This window comes from Micromonospora tarapacensis, assembly GCF_019697375.1.
GTDB classification, from domain to species: domain Bacteria; phylum Actinomycetota; class Actinomycetes; order Mycobacteriales; family Micromonosporaceae; genus Micromonospora; species Micromonospora tarapacensis.
This window is the reverse complement of sequence record NZ_JAHCDI010000004.1, coordinates 2,686,657-2,704,203: the sequence shown is the minus strand read 5'-3', so window position 1 is coordinate 2,704,203 and position 17,547 is coordinate 2,686,657. Positions and strand designations below refer to the sequence as shown.

Sequence of the window (17,547 nt, the reverse complement as noted above, 5' to 3'; positions counted from 1 at the left end):
ACGGTGGAGGAAAACGTACCGGCCGGGCGCTGCGTGGTCGCTGTGGACGGGCCGTCCGGTTCGGGTAAGTCCACCGTCTCCCGGCGGCTCGCCACCGGCCTGGGCGCCCGGTACCTCGACACGGGTGCGATGTACCGGGCGATCACCTGGGCGGTGCTGCGTTCCGGCGTCGAACTGACCGACGCCCAGGCGGTGGCCAAGGTTGCCGGCGAGGTCGACCTGCGCATCGGCACCGACCCCGCCGGGTACGGCGTGACCGCCGACGGCGTGGACGTCGACGCCGAGATCCGTGGGCCCGAGGTGACCGCCGCGGTCTCCGCCGTGGCCGCCGTGCCGGCGGTCCGCGCGCTGCTGGTGGCCCGCCAGCAGGACATGATCATCAATGCGGGCCGGATCGTCGTCGAGGGCCGCGACATCGGTTCCGTGGTGGCCCCGGACGCCGACCTGAAGGTCTACCTCACCGCCTCGGCGGCGGCGCGTGCCGCCCGGCGCAGCGCCGAGAACGCCTCCGACGTCGCGGTCACCGCCGCCGACCTGGCCCGGCGTGACCAACTGGACTCGACCCGCAAGGCCGACCCGCTCGCCCAGGCACCCGACGCGGTCGTGCTGGACACCACCGAGCTGGGCATCGACGAGGTCGTGGCACGGCTGCGCGCACTGCTGGCCGAGCGGTCAGCGGCGTGAGTGACGACGGTTGGGTGGAGTTGCGGGAGCCGGACCTCGACACCGAGGAGCCGACCGGACCGCAGCCGGTGGTGGCCGTGGTCGGCCGTCCCAACGTCGGCAAGTCCACGCTGGTCAACCGGATCATCGGCCGCCGCCAGGCCGTCGTGGAGGACGTGCCCGGAGTGACCCGGGATCGGATCCCGTACGACGCACAGTGGTCCGGCCGGGCGTTCACCGTGGTGGACACGGGCGGCTGGGAGCCGGACGCGAAGGACCGGGCGGCGGCGATCGCCGCCCAGGCCGAGGCGGCTGTGGCCACCGCCGACGTGGTGCTGTTCGTGGTCGACGCGACGGTGGGCGCCACCGACGTCGACGAGGCGGCGGTGAAGATGCTGCGCCGCAGCGCCAAACCGGTAATCCTGGTGGCCAACAAGGCCGACAACACCAACGTCGAGCTGGAGGCCACCTCGCTGTGGTCGCTCGGCCTGGGCGAGCCGTACGCGGTGTCGGCGCTGCACGGCCGCGGCTCCGGCGACCTGCTCGACGCCATCCTGGCGGCGTTGCCCGAGGCGCCGAAGGTGGCGGAGAACCGCCCGCGTGGCCCGCGCCGGGTAGCCCTGGTGGGCCGGCCGAACGTCGGCAAGTCCAGTCTGCTGAACCGCTTCTCCGGTGAGGAGCGGGCGGTCGTCGACGCGGTCGCCGGCACCACCGTCGACCCGGTGGACAGCCTGGTTGACATCGGTGGCGAGACCTGGCACCTGGTGGACACGGCCGGCCTGCGCAAGCGGGTCGCCAGGGCCAGCGGCACCGAGTACTACGCCAGTCTGCGGACCGCCTCGGCGATCGAGGCGGCCGAGGTGGCGGTGGTGCTGCTCGACTCCAGCGAGCCGATCAGCGAGCAGGACCAGCGGATCCTGTCCATGGTCACCGAGTCCGGCCGGGCACTGGTGATCGCCTTCAACAAGTGGGACCTGGTCGACGCCGATCGCCGGTACTACCTGGACAAGGAGATCGACCGGGAGTTGCGCCGGATCCCGTGGGCGATCCGGCTGAACCTGTCGGCGAAGACCGGGCGGGCGGTGGACAAGCTGGCCGCCGCCCTGCATCGGGCGCTGGCCAGCTGGGAGACGCGGATCCCCACCGCACAGCTCAACGCCTGGCTCACCGCCCTGGTCCAGGCCACCCCGCACCCGGTACGGGGCGGCCGGGCGCCGCGGATCCTGTTCGCCACCCAGGCGGGTGTGGCCCCGCCGCGCTTCGTGCTGTTCACCACCGGGCCGTTGGACGCCGGCTACCAGCGTTTCGTCGAGCGCAAGCTGCGCGAGGAGTTCGGCTTCGAGGGCAGCCCGATCGAGATCTCGGTACGCCCCCGCAAGAAGCTCGGCCCCGGCGGCCGGGGCAAGGCACACGGCTGACCCACACCGCCCGCCTCCCCGACCACCACCCCCAGGATCCCACCCTCCTAGGACGCTTTACCGGTGGTGTGGGCGGTCACCAGCCGGACAGGGGCCTGTGCGACGGACGGGGGTTCCTGCGCTAAGCTGTACCGGCTGTCGCGCGGGAGATCACGCGAGGGCATCGGGACGTGGCGCAGCTTGGTAGCGCACTTGACTGGGGGTCAAGGGGTCGTCGGTTCGAATCCGGCCGTCCCGACAGCGAGAGGGTTTCCGCAGGTCAGAGACTTGCGGGAGCCCTCTTTTCATTGCTCGGCATGGATGCCTGGTCTGGCACGCCGCTGTTGGACTCCTTGACTCGGGCAGGTTGTCATGCCACTACTGGATCTTCAGAAACTCACCGTCGGGCTCTCCCGGACCTGGGCCGGGTTCCTCCGCGACTGGGACCGGTGCCTGCGGGCCGGGAACTATCCGGAGACCACCCGCTACAACTACCTCCTCGCCGCCGCGCAGCTTGGCCGCTATCTGGCAGAGCAGTCGCCGGATCCGGACGCCGGGGACGCGGCCGAGGATCCGTGTGCGGTGACGCGGGCGCATGTGGAGGCGTTCCAGGGTTGGATGATCGAGACCAGGTCCGCGTCGACGGCGGTGAACAAGCACAAGGGACTGCAGCAGTTCTTCAAGTGGCTGCTCCTCGACGAGGAGGCCATCGACCGGTCGCCGATGCAGCGGGTGCGGCAGCCGAAGACACCCCGCAAGCTGATCCCGGTCATGCGCGACGAGGACACCAGCAAGCTTCTCGACGCCTGCAAGGGCAAAGGCTTCGCGAACCTGCGCGACGAGGCGTTGATCCGGGTGTACTGCAACACCGGCGCACGCCTGTCGGAGGTCGGCAACCTTCTGGTCGACGACGTGGACCTGAACACGGAGTCGGTGCGTTTCCACGGCAAGGGCGCCAAGGATCGGCGAGTGCGGTTCGGGCCCAAGACGGCCCGGGCGCTGTCGCGCTATCTGCGGGCCCGGGACAAGCACAAGGGCGCCGCCCTGCCGAACCTGTGGCTGGCCGAACGAGGCACCGCAGCGTTGACTCCGAACGGCATCAAGATCCTGCTCAAACGGTTGGGAGCCGCGGCCGGCGTGGCGGACGTGCACGCGCACCGGTGGCGGCACAGCTTCGCCCACGAGTGGAAGCGTGCCGGCGGCGACTCCGGTGACCTGATGCTGCTGCTCGGATGGACCTCAGGGGACATGCCTCGCCACTACGGCGCCAGCGCCGCCGCCGAGCGGGCACAGGAGACGCAGGCGCGACTGGGTATCGGCGAGCGCGTATAGGCGGGTGTCGGCTGGCGCGGTCACCCACGCGGGGCCGTGTGTGACCGCGCCGTCACCGGTAGGCTGCGGCGAGCTTTCGAAGAGGGGGCGGCGGATGACGTGGTACGCGGTCGACGAGAGCCGTCGCGAGCTGATGGCGAGCTGGGAGACCGGCTACAGCGATGCAGGCCAGCGTGCGAGGACCATGGCTGCGCCGGTACGTGGCCGTATAACGCAGGGAATCGACGGTGATGCGGTCGAAGACACCGTCGGGGTGCTGGCCGCCGCGGTAGCGCCACCGGCGTTGCAGGATGCCCCACAGACAGACCCACGGTGGCGGGTCCACCATGATGACGGTGTCCGCGGCGGCTGCCCGGATGGACAGCGTGGCCAGAGAGTTCCCATCGATGATCCATGTGTCGGCGGTGACGGCTGCGCGTTGCTGGTCGGCGAACTCGGCCTCGGGCACCAGGTTCCAGTCGGTGTCGTAACGCAGCGCGTCCAGGTGGGTCACCGGCAGGTGCAGCAGGGCACCGAGCCGGTGCGCGAGCACGGTCTTGCCGGCGCCGCTGTTACCGACGATCGCGATTTTCTGCATTGTCACCCCGGTCATCGGATGTCGACGATCACCGAGTAGTTGGTCGCGGTTTCCCGCGGCGGGACTGACCGGGCGTTCGTTGGTGTCGCCGTGCCGGCGAGGCGCGCGAACCGGCCATGCTGCATCGGGTTGCTCACGGCTGTACTCCCGTCGTCTGGCTTTGCCCGATGCCCACAGGGACGTCTCGGCCTCGGCCCACAGGAAGGTCTCGCCTGGTCCAGCTACGCCAGGGCAGCACGACCACGCTGGCCAGCAGCACACCGGCCAGACCGAGCAGTGCGGGACGGGCGCCGACCGCCGCGGCGGCCACGCCGGCAGCCGCGATGACGATGGGCTGGGCGACCTTGCTGCTGACCGCCCACGCCGCGGTCACCCGGGCCAGGTAGCCGTCGGCGACCGCCCGCATCCGATAGGTCGAGAAGGCGGGATTGAAAATCCCGGCGCACAGCAACAGCATCGTGTCCGCGGCGATGATCTGCACCAGTCCGGCGGTCGTGCCCGGCGCGAACGGGACGACGGCCATCCACAGGCAGCGGGCCGCCCCGGCGACCAGCAGCGTCGGCATCAACCCGGCCCGGCGGATTATCCGTGGCGCCAGCACCGACCCGAGGACCCCGGCCGCGCACGGCACCCCGAGCGCGAGGCCGTACTGCGCCGGGCTGAACCCGAGATCGCGGAGCATGAGCACGGCGATCAGCGGCGTGGACGCGACAATGCAGCCACCGAAGACCAGTGCGTGCCCGAACAGCCGGAGAAGAACCGGGTGGGCAGCGATGTGCCGCCACCCGGCAGTCATTTGCGCCATCGAGTGCCGGCCGCGCTCGGGGCCAGTGGGTGCGGGTTCACGGTGCCGGATCCGGCCCAGCGTGACCGCCGACAGCAGGAAACTGGCCGCGTTGACCAGGAGCGTGGCGGGCGCGCCGACCCAGGAGACCAGTATCCCGCCCGCCGGAGGCCCGAACGTGGTGGCCGTCCACGTGGTGCTCTCCCACCTGGCGTTGACCAGCACCAGCTGGTCGCCGGGCACCAGCGACTTCAGGAACGCGGTGCTGGCCGCCGAAGACAGAATCGTCCCGATCGTCTGTGCGGCGGCCACCAGACACAACTGGCCATACGTCAGCCCGCCGGCCCAGGCGGCGACCGGGACGCTGAGCAGGGTGACACCGCGCAGCAGGTCCGCGCCGACCATGACCGGGCGTTTGCGGTGGAACTCGACCCACGGCCCCAGCGGCACCACCGCCACGGCGCCGGCGATCCCCGCGACCGCGGCCAGCAGTGAGATCTGCCAGTCCGAGGCGTCCAGCAGCAGAATCGCCACCAGCGGCAACGCTCCGGTGCCGATGCCGCTGCCGGCCTGCGAGATCGCGTACGCCGCCCACGCCCGCCGCACCCGCGGGCCACTGCCGCGCAACGTCGGCATCGGTTCGGGCCTGGTGTCCGGGCGGCGGTCAGCGGTCATCATGCTGCTCTCCGCCCGTCTCCGGCTGCGGTACGTCGATCAAGCCAAGCTGAACATGCCGCAGGTAGTGGTCGGCGATCGCCGTACACAGTTCGTCGACCACGTCGTAGTGCGCGGCGATCCCGACCGCCGCCCGCAGCACGTCCATCACTTCTTTGACCAGGCGCGCCGGATCGAACGGGCCATGCTTGGCGATCTTGATGCCTGTCGCTTCGGCGTGGTTGACCGCCGCCGCGGCGAGCTCACCGGACTCCTCAGCCAGCCGTGACACCCTCTCGAACGGGCCGTTGTGGTCAGGGAACCGGCGGGTCAGCGCATGCACCGTCGCCACGAGCGCCGCGAACGTGTCCGGCAACGGCCCGCCGCTGGCGTGCGGCGGCGTCTCCGGTCCGGCTGTCATGCGGCGGTTCCGGATCCGGTCGGTGGTGACCCGGCCGTCGTCGTGGCGAGTCCCGACCGGTAGGTCGCGGCCTTCGCTGCCACCGCGGCGACCGCCTCCTGCGGGTCGGCACCCAGGCTGGCGATCGCTACCAGGCTGGTGAACACCACATCGGTGAGTTCACCGACACCGTCATCGACCGCGTGCGTGACCCCCTTGCGCGGATTCTGGCCCAGCACCCCGAACCACGCCTGCGTGGCCTCGCCCGCCTCTTCAGCGATCTTCATGATCCGGCACGTCAGTTCCAGACGGTCGGTGCCGTCCTGCTCGTCGAGCAGCGATGTCCGCAGCCGGTCAGCCCGCCACGCCACTGGCACAGCCCGCCGGGTCAGGCCCGGCAGTTCGGCGAAGACGCCGAACTCGCTGGCGTTCGCCCGGGCCCGGAGCCCGGTCTCCCACCAGCTCTGGCGGAACTCCGGGAGCGCCTCCTGTGGGTCGCTCGGCGAGCTCTGGGACGGGATGGATCCGCTGCCGTTGCGGCTGTTCGTTGTGGTGCTCACCTGCGCGTTTTCCTCCTGCCGGTCGATCCGCTTGAGGGGCGTGGGTCCTGGCGAGAGTTGCTGGTCGGCGGTCACGTCATACGGATACCGGACCGCAGAGCCGATGCGGTGTCGGCCAGCCGACGAAGTCCGCACATCGGGTAGCACATTAGTTCGAATGGGCTATCTGGGCGTGTCGGTATGGCGCGGCGGGCCGCTGCGCCGCAGCTGGCAAGAATGGGAAGTTCTTACCGCCTCGGCTTCCTGTGCGACTTCGCAGCCGCTGGGGCTCGTCCGCAGGTTGCTGGGCGGCGGCAGTAGCTGAACCTCGCTGGCGGACGGTGTCATAGGCCTGGCTGGTGGCGGCTGCGATTTCGGTGTGCCTGCCGCGGATCTCGGCGATGAGCAAGTCAAGGATGTCGAGGGCGAGGGCGATGCTGACGGCGGACCGCAGGACGTCGGAAAGCTCTGCGGCGAGTTCGCGGGGGTCGAATTCGCCGTGTTCCTCGCGTTTGAGGCCGGTTCCGGCCCAGATGTTGATTTGCGCGGCGACCTCCCCGGTCTCTTCGGTGAGCTTCGCCAGTCGGACAAAGGCACCCGTGTCTTGGGGGTAGCGGGCTGCCAATGTTCGGGCGGTGTCCACGAGCAACCAGAACAGCCCGTCAGCGGCGCTGTCGGTGGTTAGATTGGTTCCAGCTTCGGTGGCAGCCACGCGGTTCCCTCCGGACAAATCCTCAGGCCGCGGCACCGTCGGCGGTGCAGTTGGCTTGGAGGTGCTCGAGCGAGGCCGTACCGGGAATGACCAGCATCGCCGGGGAACGGTCCAGCAACGTTTGGAGTATCTCGACCGGTCCATGAACCCTCGCGCCTGACTCCTTGCGCGGCAGGTCGGCCCCGGCGTCGAACGGTTTGTAGGCGACGTAGGGCATGCCATTGCGTTCGCAGTATCCGAGGACTGGGTCGGTGCGGGTCGGTGTGTGTTGGTTCTGTACGGCGGAGATGGCAGTGATGGTGCGGGCTTGTTCGAGCTGGTCGACGGTGACTTTCGACAGGCCGATATGCCGGATCTTCCCGGCTCGTTGAAGGTCGACGAGGGCGCCGAGCTGGTCGGCGAGCGGCACCTGTGGGTCGATGCGGTGCAGGTAGTACAGGTCGAGGACGTCAACGCCGAGGCGCCGCAGGCTCAGTTCGGCACATTGGGTCAGGTACTCCGGGCGTCCGCAGGGCCGCCAGATGTTCGGTCCCGGACGTGTCAGCCCGCCTTTGGTCGCGATCAGCAGGTCGTCGGGGTACGGGTGCAGTGCTTCGCGGATCAGCGTTTCGACGGTGTGCGGGCCGTAGGCGTCGGCGGTGTCGAGGTGGTTGATGCCGTGGTCGTGGACGGCGGCGCGCAGGATGCGGCGAGCCGTGTCCGGGTCGGCGGGCAGGTTCCAGTGGCCAGGGCCGGTGAGCTGCATCGTGCCGTAGCCGAGGCGCCGTCATCGCCGATGGCGAAAGTCTGGGTATCGGTACTGCTGATCATCGGGTGCCTTTCGCACAAGCCCCCGGTGTCGGCGAGGGCCTTTTAGTCGAACAGGGTCGGTTGCGGATCTGCCGTCGCGGCGGCCGGCTGTGGAGGTGTGGTGGGGATCCCGGCGACGGCGATCAGTTGCTGCAGCGTCGGATGGGTCGGCAAGTGGCGGCGGATCAGGGCGGGCAGAAGCAGCGCGGTGCCGGTGGTGTCCCACAGCGCGCGGTGAGGTTGGCTGCCGGGCGCGGCGGCCGTGACGGCGGCGGTCAGCTGGAGATGGGCCAGCAGGTCGGTGAGGCCGAGTTTGCCGGGGATGGTGGCGGCTCGCGCAAGACGCATCGTGTCGATGAGGCCGGCGACGGTCAGGTCGGGCAGGTGCCGGTGCAGCAGCCGCCAGTCGACGCCGATGTTGTGGCCGACGAGCCAGGCACCGTTCAAGCGGGCGTGCAAGGCAGGGCGGATGTCGTCGAGGGTGGGCTGGCCCTGCAAGGCGATGCCGGCCAGCCCGGGTGAGATCCACGGCCGGGCGGGGATCGCCCGGCCGGGATCTATGCCGGTGGAGTAGGCGGTGGCCATGTCCGGGTGTCCGTTGAGCAGCCGGACCGCGGCGATCTCAAGGATCTGCTCCTGGTCGCGTTCCTGGGCGCCGCTGCCTTCCAGGTCGAGGGCGACCAGGTTGGCGGTATGCCAGGGCTGGGATTCGGTGGTCACCGCGTTCACCGTACCGGCGCTCAGTCGTCCTCGGTGCGAGCGGCGAGCGCGAAGGTGCGCCTCACCTGTTCGAAGTCGGCGGCTTGGTCGGGGTCGAGGTCGTGGCCGGTCATCGACCTGCCGTGCGCGCCGAGCACGTGCGGGGTCTCGATGTCCCACATCTGGTACTGGAAGTGGTGCTGCAGCGCATGGGGGCATACGCACCGCAGTATCGCCCGAAGCGGCAGGCGGCACCTCGGTGAGCACCAGCAGCGGCACCTCGTAACTCTTCGACATGCGCCTTCCCGAAGCGACCCTGAGCAGGGATTTCGTCTCGGCAGAGTCTGCACGGCCCGGTGCTCGGGCAGGCCGAGGGCTGGTCACCACCGATGCCGGGGTGCCGGCCGTTTACCGGACTGCGTACGGTGACGCCCACGCGCATCATCCGGACAAAGTTTCAGGGCTGGGGGTCGAAAATGGACTCGGGCGTGTTGCTGGGCCTCGGCGGTGGGCTGCTCTGCCTGTTGACGGTGGTCGTGGTCGGTTGGGTGTTGCGCGCCTACAACCGGCTGGTCGGGCAGCGTAACCAGGTGCGGGCGTCCTGGGCGCAGATCGACGTGCAGCTCAAGCGGCGGCACGACCTGATCCCCAACCTGGTGGAGACGGTCAAGGGCTACGCCGGGCACGAACGCGGCACGCTGGAGGCCGTGATGGCCGCCCGTGGCGGGGCGGTCGCGGCCGCCGGCACGCCGGGCGTGGTCGATCGGGAGGGGGCCGAGAACCTGCTCACCCAGGTGCTGGGTCGACTCTTCGCGTTGGCCGAGGCGTACCCGGACCTCAAGGCCAACCAGAACTTCGCGGCCTTGCAGGCCGAGCTGACTCGCACCGAAGACAAGATCGCGTACGCGCGGCAGTTCTACAACAGCGCCGTGCATACGTTCAACAACACCGTGCAGTCCATCCCCACCAACCTGATCGCGAGCGTCGGCGGGTTCCGGACGACGGACTTCTTCCAGGCCCTGGACGGCGAGCGGGCCACCGTTCAGGTGCGCTACTGACGACGTGAGCGAGTGATGGACGGACGTCTGCTCTTCGACTTGGCCGTGATCGCGGTCGCGGTGCTCGGCTGGTTCGCCATCCACGGTGTGGTGTGGCTGGCCACCCGGCCGGTCATGCCAGCTCCCGCACCGGCCACGATGGAGCTGGGCAACGAACGGCCCGCCGTGGTCAGCCTGCTGGTCAACCGCTGGTCGGTTACCGAGGACGCGGTCGAGTCGACGCTGCTCGACCTCGCCGCCCGTGGCTTCTTCGAGCTGCGCCAGCCGGGCGACGACCCGACGCACACGACCGTGCACCTGCCGGCGACGCGACCGGACGACAGCACGCTGCGACCGTACGAGCATCGGGTGCTCAGCCGGATCCGCAGCCTCGCGATCGACGGTGTGCTGCCGCTGACCGCGCTGACCTTCCGAGACCGGGCGCATGCCAGGACGTGGAATAAGCGAATGATTGCGGAGGTCGTCGCGGACGCCCGCGCGGCCGGGTTGTCCCGGCGACGCTTCGGGCCGACGGTGACCAGCGCGCTGACCGCCGCCGCGATGGTCGTCGCGGTGCTCGTCGGTTACGCCGCCGCGCGCTCGATGGGGCAGGGTTGGCACAACTTCGGCTACTTCGTCGGCGTGCTCACCCTTGTCGTGCTGTCGACCATCTCCAGCCGGTCGCCGGGGGAGCGCGACACGCCGCTCGGCCGCGAGGTGGCCGCCAGGTGGCTCGGTGTGCAGTCCTGGCTGCGCGCGCACGAGCAATTCCACGAGCTGCCGCCGGCTTCGGTGGCGATCTGGGACCGCTACCTCGGCTACGGCGCCGCAGTCGGCGCGACCCACCTGACCAGCGCCGTGCTCGACCTGGGCATGGGCGACCGGACGCTGGTCTGGTCGTCGTACGGCGGCAGTTGGCGCCGGGTGCGGGTGCACTACCCGCGCTTCGCCACGCGCTACGGCATGACCCTGCCGAAGCTGTTGTTCGCCTCGGGGATCAGCATCGTGGTGGGTGCCTTTCTGCTGCGGTTCTTCGGCCCGTCGTTCGACCTCTCACCCTCCTCGCCCTACCCACGCGCGGCGACCTTCACCCTGGTCACCAGCATCGTCGCGGTGATTGCGCTGCTGTTGGTGTTCTCCGGCATCTGGAAGGTGGTGCGCGGCCTCGTCGACCTGGCCACCGAGCGCACCATCACCGGCGAGGTGCTCTGGGTGCAGGTGTGGCGGAAGAGGTCCCAGGGCGAGAACCAGCCTTCTCTGCCCTGGCTGCACTACCTGGCGGTGGACGACGGCACCGCCGACCGGACGACCGCCTGGGGGCTGCCGAGCGAGTGGGCCGGCCGGTGCCACGACGGCGACACCGTCACGATCCGGGGCCGCCCCTGGAGCCGCCGGGTGATGAGCCTGTCGGTGGTCGGCCACGGCCGCTCGCGGAGCCTGCTGGAGCCGGTCGGTAGAGGTGCGTCGGCAGACGGCCCGCCGACACCAGCGGAGTCGGTGTTCACCCCGGAGGAGGTCGGGCAGGCGCTGGGCCTGCCGGTGCGGGCCCCCGAGCGGGTCGCCCTGCCGGCCTCGTTGACCGGTGTCGAGTTCCATGCTGCCGGCGACGGCCAGCCGGTGCTGGCGGTCCAGACGGTGGCCGGCACGGCAGCGCAGTGGATCTGGCGGGTCAACGCCCGAGGGCAGGAGTTGCCCGGCATCGGCGGCGGAGCATACCTGATCGGCGAGGGGGCCGTGTTCCGGGTCGGCGACCGGGTAGTGCTGGTGGCCCTGCGCGGCCCCGCCCGCGCCCGCACCGCCCACCTGCCGTGGCTGCTGGCCCAGGGCGCCCTCCGGGCGTCGACCACCCGAGGTGGCGCGACCGCCTGACCGGGCTGGTCGTCGCCGTGCATGGCCTGTGCGCAGAGCGCCGCGCCGCGTCGGGTGTGCCAGTAGAGCACCTCCCGGCCGGCGCGGCGCTTGGTCACCAGGCCCCTGCCCGGTCGATGTTCGTGGCCCGGGCGCTCGCCGAGCCATGAACGACCTACCGACGAGGGGCTCCCATCACGGCAGCAGCCATGATCCAGTGCACGCTCATGCCGCAGGGCATGCGTGGCAGCCGGCTGCGTGCGGTCACAGAGCGTGGCGGCGTACGGCTGACACGCGACGTCCGGGGAGCGAAGGGGTTGATCGATCGGGTCCATCGGGCGTTGTGCTGCTGACGGCTCGCATGGGAGGCAGTGGATGAGTTTGGCCCCTGGTCGGGTTGTTTGCGCTTGGTCCAGGTGCTACCTGTCGTACATGAATCACAACGGTGCGGTGCCCGCCTGCCCTCAGTGCACAACGACGGTGATGGTGCGCCGGGTGTCTGCCGTGGTGTGGGAAGGGCACAGTCAGTCGAGCGTCCGCGGCGCCCACGTGGGCGTGGTCGGGTGGGGGCTGTGGCCGGCCGTCGGGGTGAGCGCCCATCATGGGTCACATGTGACGAGCCTGGCGCAGGTGCTTTCTCCTCCGCCCGCGCCGCCGTCTCGCACTGCCTGGTGGATCTGGCTCACCGTGCTCACCGGATACTGCGCCGGATGGATCGCCGTGGGTGTCTGGTCGATCCACGACGGATCGGACTCGTCCGAGCTGACGCCGTGGGGCGTCGTTGCCGGCGTCGCCCTGTGCATGTCACCTGGTCTGATCGCGATCACGGTCGTCCTGGTGATGCTTGTTCGTCGGCTGCGAACGGATCGGCAGTGGCGTAAGGCGATGCCCGCGATCGGTGCGATCTGGAGCGCAGCATGGTTTTGCGGACGCTGCGGCGGTGCGTTCCTCGATTCCCGCACCACCCCGGGCCAGATGCACCACGAGTTGATCCCTCCACACGCGTTCCGTGACGCGGTGTACCTGGCTGCCATCGGCTCGTTCGCCCGGTAGCAACTCCCGACCCCGCTCGGTGGCGGGCACTGCAGGCAGCCTCTGCCTTCATTCAGTCAAGTCCAGGTGGCTCAGCACCTCCTGCGCTAGCTCAAGGGTGCCTGCGGCGACGAACTTCTGCCTGCGGTTCATCGCTTGCTCAATGTCAGACAATGACCGCAAATTGTAGTCAAGAGTAATTGGCTCGCCTGCGAGATCGATGACCGCGCCGCCTGCCGAGTGCAGAATGTGGTGGCCCGGAGCTAGATCCCATATAGCGAAGCCCTTCGCGAATTCCAGCACGCCCTCGGCCTCGATCCGTCAGAGGGTTTTGATCCTCGGTCGCGCGTTTCGGCTTGACCGTTTTGTCCCTCGTGGTGGGGTAGAGGTCAGCGCGTGTCGCTGCGTGGGCGCCGGTTCTCCGGGTCCGGGTGGTCTTTGCGCTGGTAGGGCCGGGGTGGATGGGTCAGGTGGTCAGGGGTAGCAGGCCGAGGCGTTGCCAGCAGAGCTGGAACGCGTTGGCCCAGGGCCAGGTGTCGGGGATGGACAGGACGCGTCGGCGTGCGTGGGTGGCCAGTTTCGCGGGTAGGTGCAGCAGTCGGTAGCGCAGGGTGTCGGGTTCGGCGTCAGCGAGGTCGGGTTGGTCGTGCAGGCCGAGTAGCCGGGTCCAGGCGGCCAGGTCGGCGGCGATGTTGGCCGTGAGGACCCAGCCTTGGTTGACGGTCCAGGCTTTGCTGGGCAGGTTCCGCAGGCCCATGGCCTTGTTCGTGCGTACCCGGTCTTGCACTCCTGCATGGCAGCGGTGCAGTACGTCGAGCCGTTGCGGCTGGTGGGAGCCGGGAACGCCATGGATACGGCGGATGTTGGTCACGACTATCGCGTACCGCCAACCGGTGCGTTTCTCCAGGTCGGTGAGGTTCGTCGCATGCCGGGCGGCGGGTCGGGTGCGTCGGACGATCAGCCGTAACCCGGCCGGCCAGTTGCCGAGGCGTGGGTTGAGGCCGGTCAGCTCGGCGACCTGTGCGGTGTCGGTGGCGGTGCCGTCGGACTGCAGGCTGCTGGTCCAGGCATCGGCGGGCAGAGCGGCGATCGCGGTCTCGTCGGCGTCGGTGATCGTCCAGCCGACGGTGAAGCGCACACTGCGCCACAGCCGGTTCATCTGCTCGAGGTGTGTCACGAGGTCGTGGGTGGCGCCGGCCCCGGCGACCCGCACGAGGATCTTCCGCCGGTATGCCACCGGCAGCTGGGCGATCGCCTCACCCAACACGCGGATATGGTCGGTGACCGTGTTCGAGCCGGCGTTACCCGGCCGCAGCAGCATGGCCAGGCTCTCCGTGGTGTTGGCACACCACGCCCCCAGCGAATGGACCCGAAGCCCTTCTTGAAGGTGGCCGCCGCGCCCTGCTTGTCGGAGTGAGCGGTGATCAACGTGGCGTCCATGTCGATGACCACCCACCCGGACAGCAGCTTGCCGGCCACGCACAGCCACGGAAACCCTTGCGGCCGGCGGGCCAGCAGGTCCCATACCCGAGCGCGGACCTTCGCCCTCGCCTTGGCGATCCGACGCAGGGCGGTCTCGTCCAGCCCCGCCAGAGCCCGACGGACGGTCGCTTCCGACGGCGGATCAGCGAACACGAGCGCCTGATGGGCGAGTAGCCCGATGTCGGACATGCTCGTCGCGCCGATCACGATCGCGGTCGCCAGGCAGACCAGGACCGTGCCCCGGTCCCACCACCCCGGCCCCGCACCCCGCGACAGCACCGCGTTCAACGCCCCAGTCAGGCCGGTCCGATCCCCGCACCGGCGCAGCAAGACCGCGCCCGTATGCCCAACCAGACCCGTCCCACCCGCCGCTACCTGCAGCCGCTGATCCCACCCGCTACCCTTGCTCACCAGAGAGGTGCACCCGATTCTGCTATGGATATGACGTAGACACTCACATCCTTACAGCTCGGGCGCACCTTTCCCTTATCACCCTCGATGCATCAATTCCACTCTGAACGGGCGAGGTCGGTAAAGCCGGCGGCGACATGGCAGAGGCTTACCGAGCGAAAATCCACCCCGATCCTGCCCCGACGCTTGCCGTCTTCGGCAGGGCGATCCAGGGCGTTCATCAGTCGCTCTTGGCGACTTAATGGTAGTAGTACGGCAGCCGCCATTGGCTAGTTGACCAGGGTGTATTCGCGGTTGAGTCGGGTGCGTTGGTGGAACCAGCGTGCGCGGGCTTGGTGGCGGCGGCGCCAGGTGCTCCAGTGGTCGGCGTGGTCGGGCGGTGTCTGGCGGTGTTCGTGTCTGGTCAGGAGTCGTCGGGTTTCGGGGACGGTCAGGGGGATCAGGCCGGGCTCGGGTGGTGGGGCCTGGTCGGGGGTGACCGGTGGTGGGGCCTGGGTGTCGGTGCGGGCGCGGAGTTGGGCGGCGGCGACGGCGCAGACGGCGAGGGCGGCCATGGCCAGGACGGTGTGCCGGCGGATCGCGGTGTGTAGGCGGGCTTGGCACTGGTCGAGGCCGAACTGGTCCTTGCCGAACTCGAAATCTTCTTCGACGGGCCACCGTAGTCCCGAGGCGCGGATCGGCCTGGTCATGCTCGCCCGCTGTCCCTCGGGCCCCAGGTAGCAGTAGTGGAAGGCCAGGTCACCGGTGTGCAGGTGCCGGCGTACCAGCAACAGATGACGAGAACTGGCGGTGGCGATCTGCGTCCACGCGTACCAGCGCTGCCCCTTCGACCCTGTCCCGGCGGAACGCACCTCCCACTGGCGGTCGTCCACCAGTTGCTGCACGGCCTGCTGGCAGGTCAACCGGGTCTCCGAGGGCAGGTCGATCATGAAGGTGCAGGCCACCCGCAGCACGTACACCTGCTGGTGTTGTTCGAAGAACTCCCGTAGCTGGGTGCAGCCCCCGTAGACCTCGTCGCCGCAGATCACGTCGAAGCGCACCCCGTCGGCGTACGCCTGCGTGCAGATGTCGATTGCCAGCTGTCCCTTGGTGCGGAACTGCAGGTCAGCCGGTAGTCCCATCGCCTGGGCGGTGTCCGGGTCGTCGATCTGCTCGGCGGGGATCCACTGCCGGGCACCGATCAACGCATGCCCGACCCCCTCCCGCAGGTACGACAGGTGCACCGTGTTGATGCCGTTGTCCACCCGACCCGCGCAGCCCATGTACTGCCGCTTCACCCCACACGTGGCGGTGCCCCGCTTGCGCTGACTGGTCTCGTCCAACGCCCCGACCACCAGTCCCCGCCGCCGTCGGGCTGCCGTGCCCAGCCCGTCGACCACGAACCGGCGCACCAGGCTCATCGCCTCGTCGCCGTCCCAACACCGCCCGGTTCAGCAACCGCTGCATGCGGTCCGGGGTGCGGTCCCCGACATACTCGGCGATCGTCCACCCGTTGCGTTTCGGCAGGTCACTGGCCACCGCGGATACGTACCTCGTCGCCTGCTGCCACGTCTGCGTCCGCACGAAACACGACCGCAGACGCCCCACCAGATCAGCCCGCACCCGCTGCACCCGCCGAGCCGCTATCCTGGCAGCCGCAGCCGTCCTCGATCTTGTTGTCTTCACACACACATGATCATCAGGGCGGCTGCGCCCATCTCACCCGCCCCACCCGCGGGCATCCACCCTGGTCAGACAGCTAATGGCGGCTGCCGTACTAGCCTCGGTCTTTCACGCAATAGCCCTGGAGGCTAGGTCGTCCGTCTGCGGAGGGGAGTGAGCTGGGGCGGCGCGGATGCAACGGCCGGGGCGTGCCGGCAGCCGGACACGGAACAACATGTCAGGCAGCTTCCTGCGGCTGTTCGCCGTCGCTCGGCCCCCGCAGAATTTGGGTATGCCAGGTAAGCCAACCGGCAAAGATATCGGAAGGGGGAGTGAGATGCGGATCCTCAGCGGCGGGAACTCCACGGGCTGGGACTGACTGGCGCGGCCGCTCTCACCCCGCCTCGGTGAGATCGTCCAGTAGCCCGCGCTGCCGTGCGAGCACCCCGGCCTGGAACCGGCTCTCCGCACCCAGGTCATGCATGATCTCGGCGATGTGCCGGCGGCAGGTGCGCACCGAGATGCTCAACTTGCGAGCGATGAATTCGTCTTTCCGGCCGGCCGCCAGCAGGTGTAGCAGTGCCCGTTTGAGGTCGTCGCCGGCCACTCCGTAGCCGCCGTTTGGCGTGGTCTCGTCATCGAAGGGCAGGGCCGAGGCCCAGACCTGCTCCAGCGAACGGTACAGGTAATCCACCACGGACGGCTCCCGTAGGACGACCGCACCGCTCGCGAGCATGTTCGGAATGACCGCAATCTCACGGTCGAAGATGATTATCCGGTCGGTGATCTCTTCTCGGGTGCGCACGTCGCAGCCCGCATCGACGAGCTCTTTGAGGAAAGGGCGCATGCGCGGATGGACACGAACCGGATGTTGGTGGACTGTTCTTATACGAATCCCGCGTGCCAGCATCTCGAGGTCCTTCGGCAGGGATTCCTCGATGGCGCCGTCCGATAGCACCCCCGGATGGGCGCTGAAGACCTCGACCGAGCACCGTCGGGCGATCCCGGCGAGAGTGGCGCGTACCCGGCCCACCTCGTCGATGATGTCGATGGCTTCACGCCGATTGCGGACCTGTCGGGTGTTGAAGTAAATCGGGTTGAAGGCCAGCAGGGTCGCCTCCAGCTCCTCCATCCGGCGCTGGCGCTGACGTACCTCGAACTCCAGGGGGGCCACGAGCTCCGCGACGGCCGAATCCGGGCTGTTCGCCACCAGCACGTCGGGCTCGTCGGGCGCATGCCGCAGCAGCCGCAGGGCCAGCAGCGAGGCCAGGGCCTCGGCCAACTCCTCCGGGGACTGCCCAAGGGCGGTCGTCGCGTCCTCCAGCTCTCCAGTGGATACCTGGCCCCGCTGCAGAATCCACTGGTAGAGATTGGCCGCTTCAACAGTGGTTGTGCCCTCTGGCCGGTTTCCCTGTCGGTGGTCCTCAGCCTTCACCGGGTCACCTCACCACCCCGACAGCTCAACATATGGAAATACCCGCAAGATATCAGCCGCCATGCGGTGATGCAAGATCCGTTCGACCACTGCAATTCCGCTCATCCGCCGATGG

The 17,547-nt window shown here is 69.2% G+C and carries 17 protein-coding genes, 1 tRNA gene and 3 pseudogenes; 7 read left to right on the top strand and 14 right to left on the bottom strand.

Translation table 11 applies throughout. From position 1 onward, the window contains the following. Window positions 1-3: 3 nt before the first annotated feature. From cmk to KIF24_RS18205, 4 genes are all read left to right on the top strand, one after another. Window positions 4-684: a (d)CMP kinase gene (cmk, locus tag KIF24_RS18220; RefSeq protein ID WP_221085083.1), complete on the top strand. Its 681-nt coding sequence runs from the start codon at window positions 4-6 to the stop codon at window positions 682-684. Then, on the top strand, window positions 681-2,081 hold the full coding sequence (gene der / locus KIF24_RS18215; protein WP_221085082.1) for a ribosome biogenesis GTPase Der: 1,401 nt from the start codon (window positions 681-683) through the stop codon (window positions 2,079-2,081). Before cmk ends, der begins: the two co-directional genes overlap by 4 nt. 164 nt (window positions 2,082-2,245) lie before the next feature. After that, window positions 2,246-2,319: transfer RNA gene (locus tag KIF24_RS18210), tRNA-Pro, on the top strand. Between the two features lie 113 nt (window positions 2,320-2,432). Then, complete coding sequence (locus KIF24_RS18205) at window positions 2,433-3,392, top strand: tyrosine-type recombinase/integrase (protein ID WP_221085081.1); 960 nt, start codon at window positions 2,433-2,435, stop codon at window positions 3,390-3,392. Between the two features lie 52 nt (window positions 3,393-3,444). Here KIF24_RS18205 and KIF24_RS18200 read toward each other — a convergent pair whose 3' ends face one another. From KIF24_RS18200 to KIF24_RS33130, 8 genes and pseudogenes are all read right to left on the bottom strand, one after another. Continuing rightward, entirely contained in the window at window positions 3,445-3,975 is a 531-nt protein-coding gene (locus KIF24_RS18200; protein WP_221085080.1) for a P-loop NTPase family protein, read from the bottom strand. A 127-nt stretch (window positions 3,976-4,102) separates the two neighbouring features. Further along, on the bottom strand, window positions 4,103-5,431 hold the full coding sequence (locus KIF24_RS18195; protein ID WP_230415729.1) for an MFS transporter: 1,329 nt from the start codon (window positions 5,429-5,431) through the stop codon (window positions 4,103-4,105). Next, complete coding sequence (locus KIF24_RS18190; RefSeq protein WP_221085079.1) at window positions 5,418-5,828, bottom strand: nucleoside triphosphate pyrophosphohydrolase family protein; 411 nt, start codon at window positions 5,826-5,828, stop codon at window positions 5,418-5,420. The genes KIF24_RS18195 and KIF24_RS18190 overlap by 14 nt, the downstream gene beginning before the upstream one ends. Further along, a complete protein-coding gene (locus KIF24_RS35125) occupies window positions 5,825-6,442 on the bottom strand; it encodes a MazG-like family protein (protein ID WP_230417266.1) in 618 nt (205 codons plus the stop codon). Before KIF24_RS35125 ends, KIF24_RS18190 begins: the two co-directional genes overlap by 4 nt. A gap of 73 nt (window positions 6,443-6,515) precedes the next feature. Next, a complete protein-coding gene (locus tag KIF24_RS18180) occupies window positions 6,516-7,058 on the bottom strand; it encodes a nucleoside triphosphate pyrophosphohydrolase family protein (protein ID WP_221085078.1) in 543 nt (180 codons plus the stop codon). 22 nt (window positions 7,059-7,080) lie between these two features. Next, window positions 7,081-7,809 (bottom strand): annotated as a pseudogene (locus KIF24_RS18175) (aldo/keto reductase); the annotation flags it as partial. Window positions 7,810-7,910: 101 nt separating this feature from the next. Then, window positions 7,911-8,567 carry a 3'-5' exonuclease gene (locus tag KIF24_RS18170; RefSeq protein WP_331461187.1) on the bottom strand — a complete coding sequence of 219 codons (657 nt, stop codon included), beginning with the start codon at window positions 8,565-8,567 and terminating at the stop codon, window positions 7,911-7,913. Window positions 8,568-8,587: 20 nt separating this feature from the next. Beyond that, window positions 8,588-8,728, bottom strand: coding sequence for a hypothetical protein (locus KIF24_RS33130; RefSeq protein WP_230415727.1), 141 nt, complete (start codon window positions 8,726-8,728; stop codon window positions 8,588-8,590). 306 nt (window positions 8,729-9,034) lie between these two features. Between KIF24_RS33130 and KIF24_RS18165 the strand changes: the two genes are divergently transcribed. The 3 genes from KIF24_RS18165 to KIF24_RS18155 all read left to right on the top strand — a co-directional run bounded on the left by KIF24_RS18165 (window position 9,035) and on the right by KIF24_RS18155 (window position 12,484). Next, the gene (locus KIF24_RS18165; RefSeq protein WP_331461186.1) at window positions 9,035-9,604 is read left to right on the top strand and encodes a LemA family protein; all 570 of its coding nucleotides are present in this window, start codon (window positions 9,035-9,037) and stop codon (window positions 9,602-9,604) included. A 15-nt stretch (window positions 9,605-9,619) separates the two neighbouring features. After that, complete coding sequence (locus KIF24_RS18160) at window positions 9,620-11,452, top strand: DUF2207 family protein (RefSeq protein WP_230416590.1); 1,833 nt, start codon at window positions 9,620-9,622, stop codon at window positions 11,450-11,452. A gap of 609 nt (window positions 11,453-12,061) precedes the next feature. Next, on the top strand, window positions 12,062-12,484 hold the full coding sequence (locus tag KIF24_RS18155; RefSeq protein WP_221085075.1) for a hypothetical protein: 423 nt from the start codon (window positions 12,062-12,064) through the stop codon (window positions 12,482-12,484). Between the two features lie 48 nt (window positions 12,485-12,532). Here the strand turns inward: KIF24_RS18155 and KIF24_RS18150 are convergent, their stop codons facing one another. From KIF24_RS18150 to KIF24_RS34585, 6 genes and pseudogenes are all read right to left on the bottom strand, one after another. Further along, the gene (locus tag KIF24_RS18150) at window positions 12,533-12,766 is read right to left on the bottom strand and encodes an inositol monophosphatase family protein (protein WP_221085074.1); all 234 of its coding nucleotides are present in this window, start codon (window positions 12,764-12,766) and stop codon (window positions 12,533-12,535) included. A gap of 163 nt (window positions 12,767-12,929) precedes the next feature. After that, the gene (locus KIF24_RS34045; protein WP_269440626.1) at window positions 12,930-13,784 is read right to left on the bottom strand and encodes a transposase; all 855 of its coding nucleotides are present in this window, start codon (window positions 13,782-13,784) and stop codon (window positions 12,930-12,932) included. A gap of 113 nt (window positions 13,785-13,897) precedes the next feature. Beyond that, a pseudogene (locus KIF24_RS34040) lies at window positions 13,898-14,356 on the bottom strand (IS1380 family transposase); the annotation flags it as partial. 92 nt (window positions 14,357-14,448) lie between these two features. Beyond that, window positions 14,449-14,577, bottom strand: coding sequence for a hypothetical protein (locus KIF24_RS34035; protein ID WP_269440625.1), 129 nt, complete (start codon window positions 14,575-14,577; stop codon window positions 14,449-14,451). Window positions 14,578-14,625: 48 nt separating this feature from the next. Continuing rightward, window positions 14,626-15,967, bottom strand: a pseudogene (locus KIF24_RS18140) (IS701 family transposase). A gap of 424 nt (window positions 15,968-16,391) precedes the next feature. Then, window positions 16,392-17,432: a helix-turn-helix transcriptional regulator gene (locus KIF24_RS34585; protein ID WP_221085072.1), complete on the bottom strand. Its 1,041-nt coding sequence runs from the start codon at window positions 17,430-17,432 to the stop codon at window positions 16,392-16,394. Window positions 17,433-17,547 lie beyond the last annotated feature (115 nt).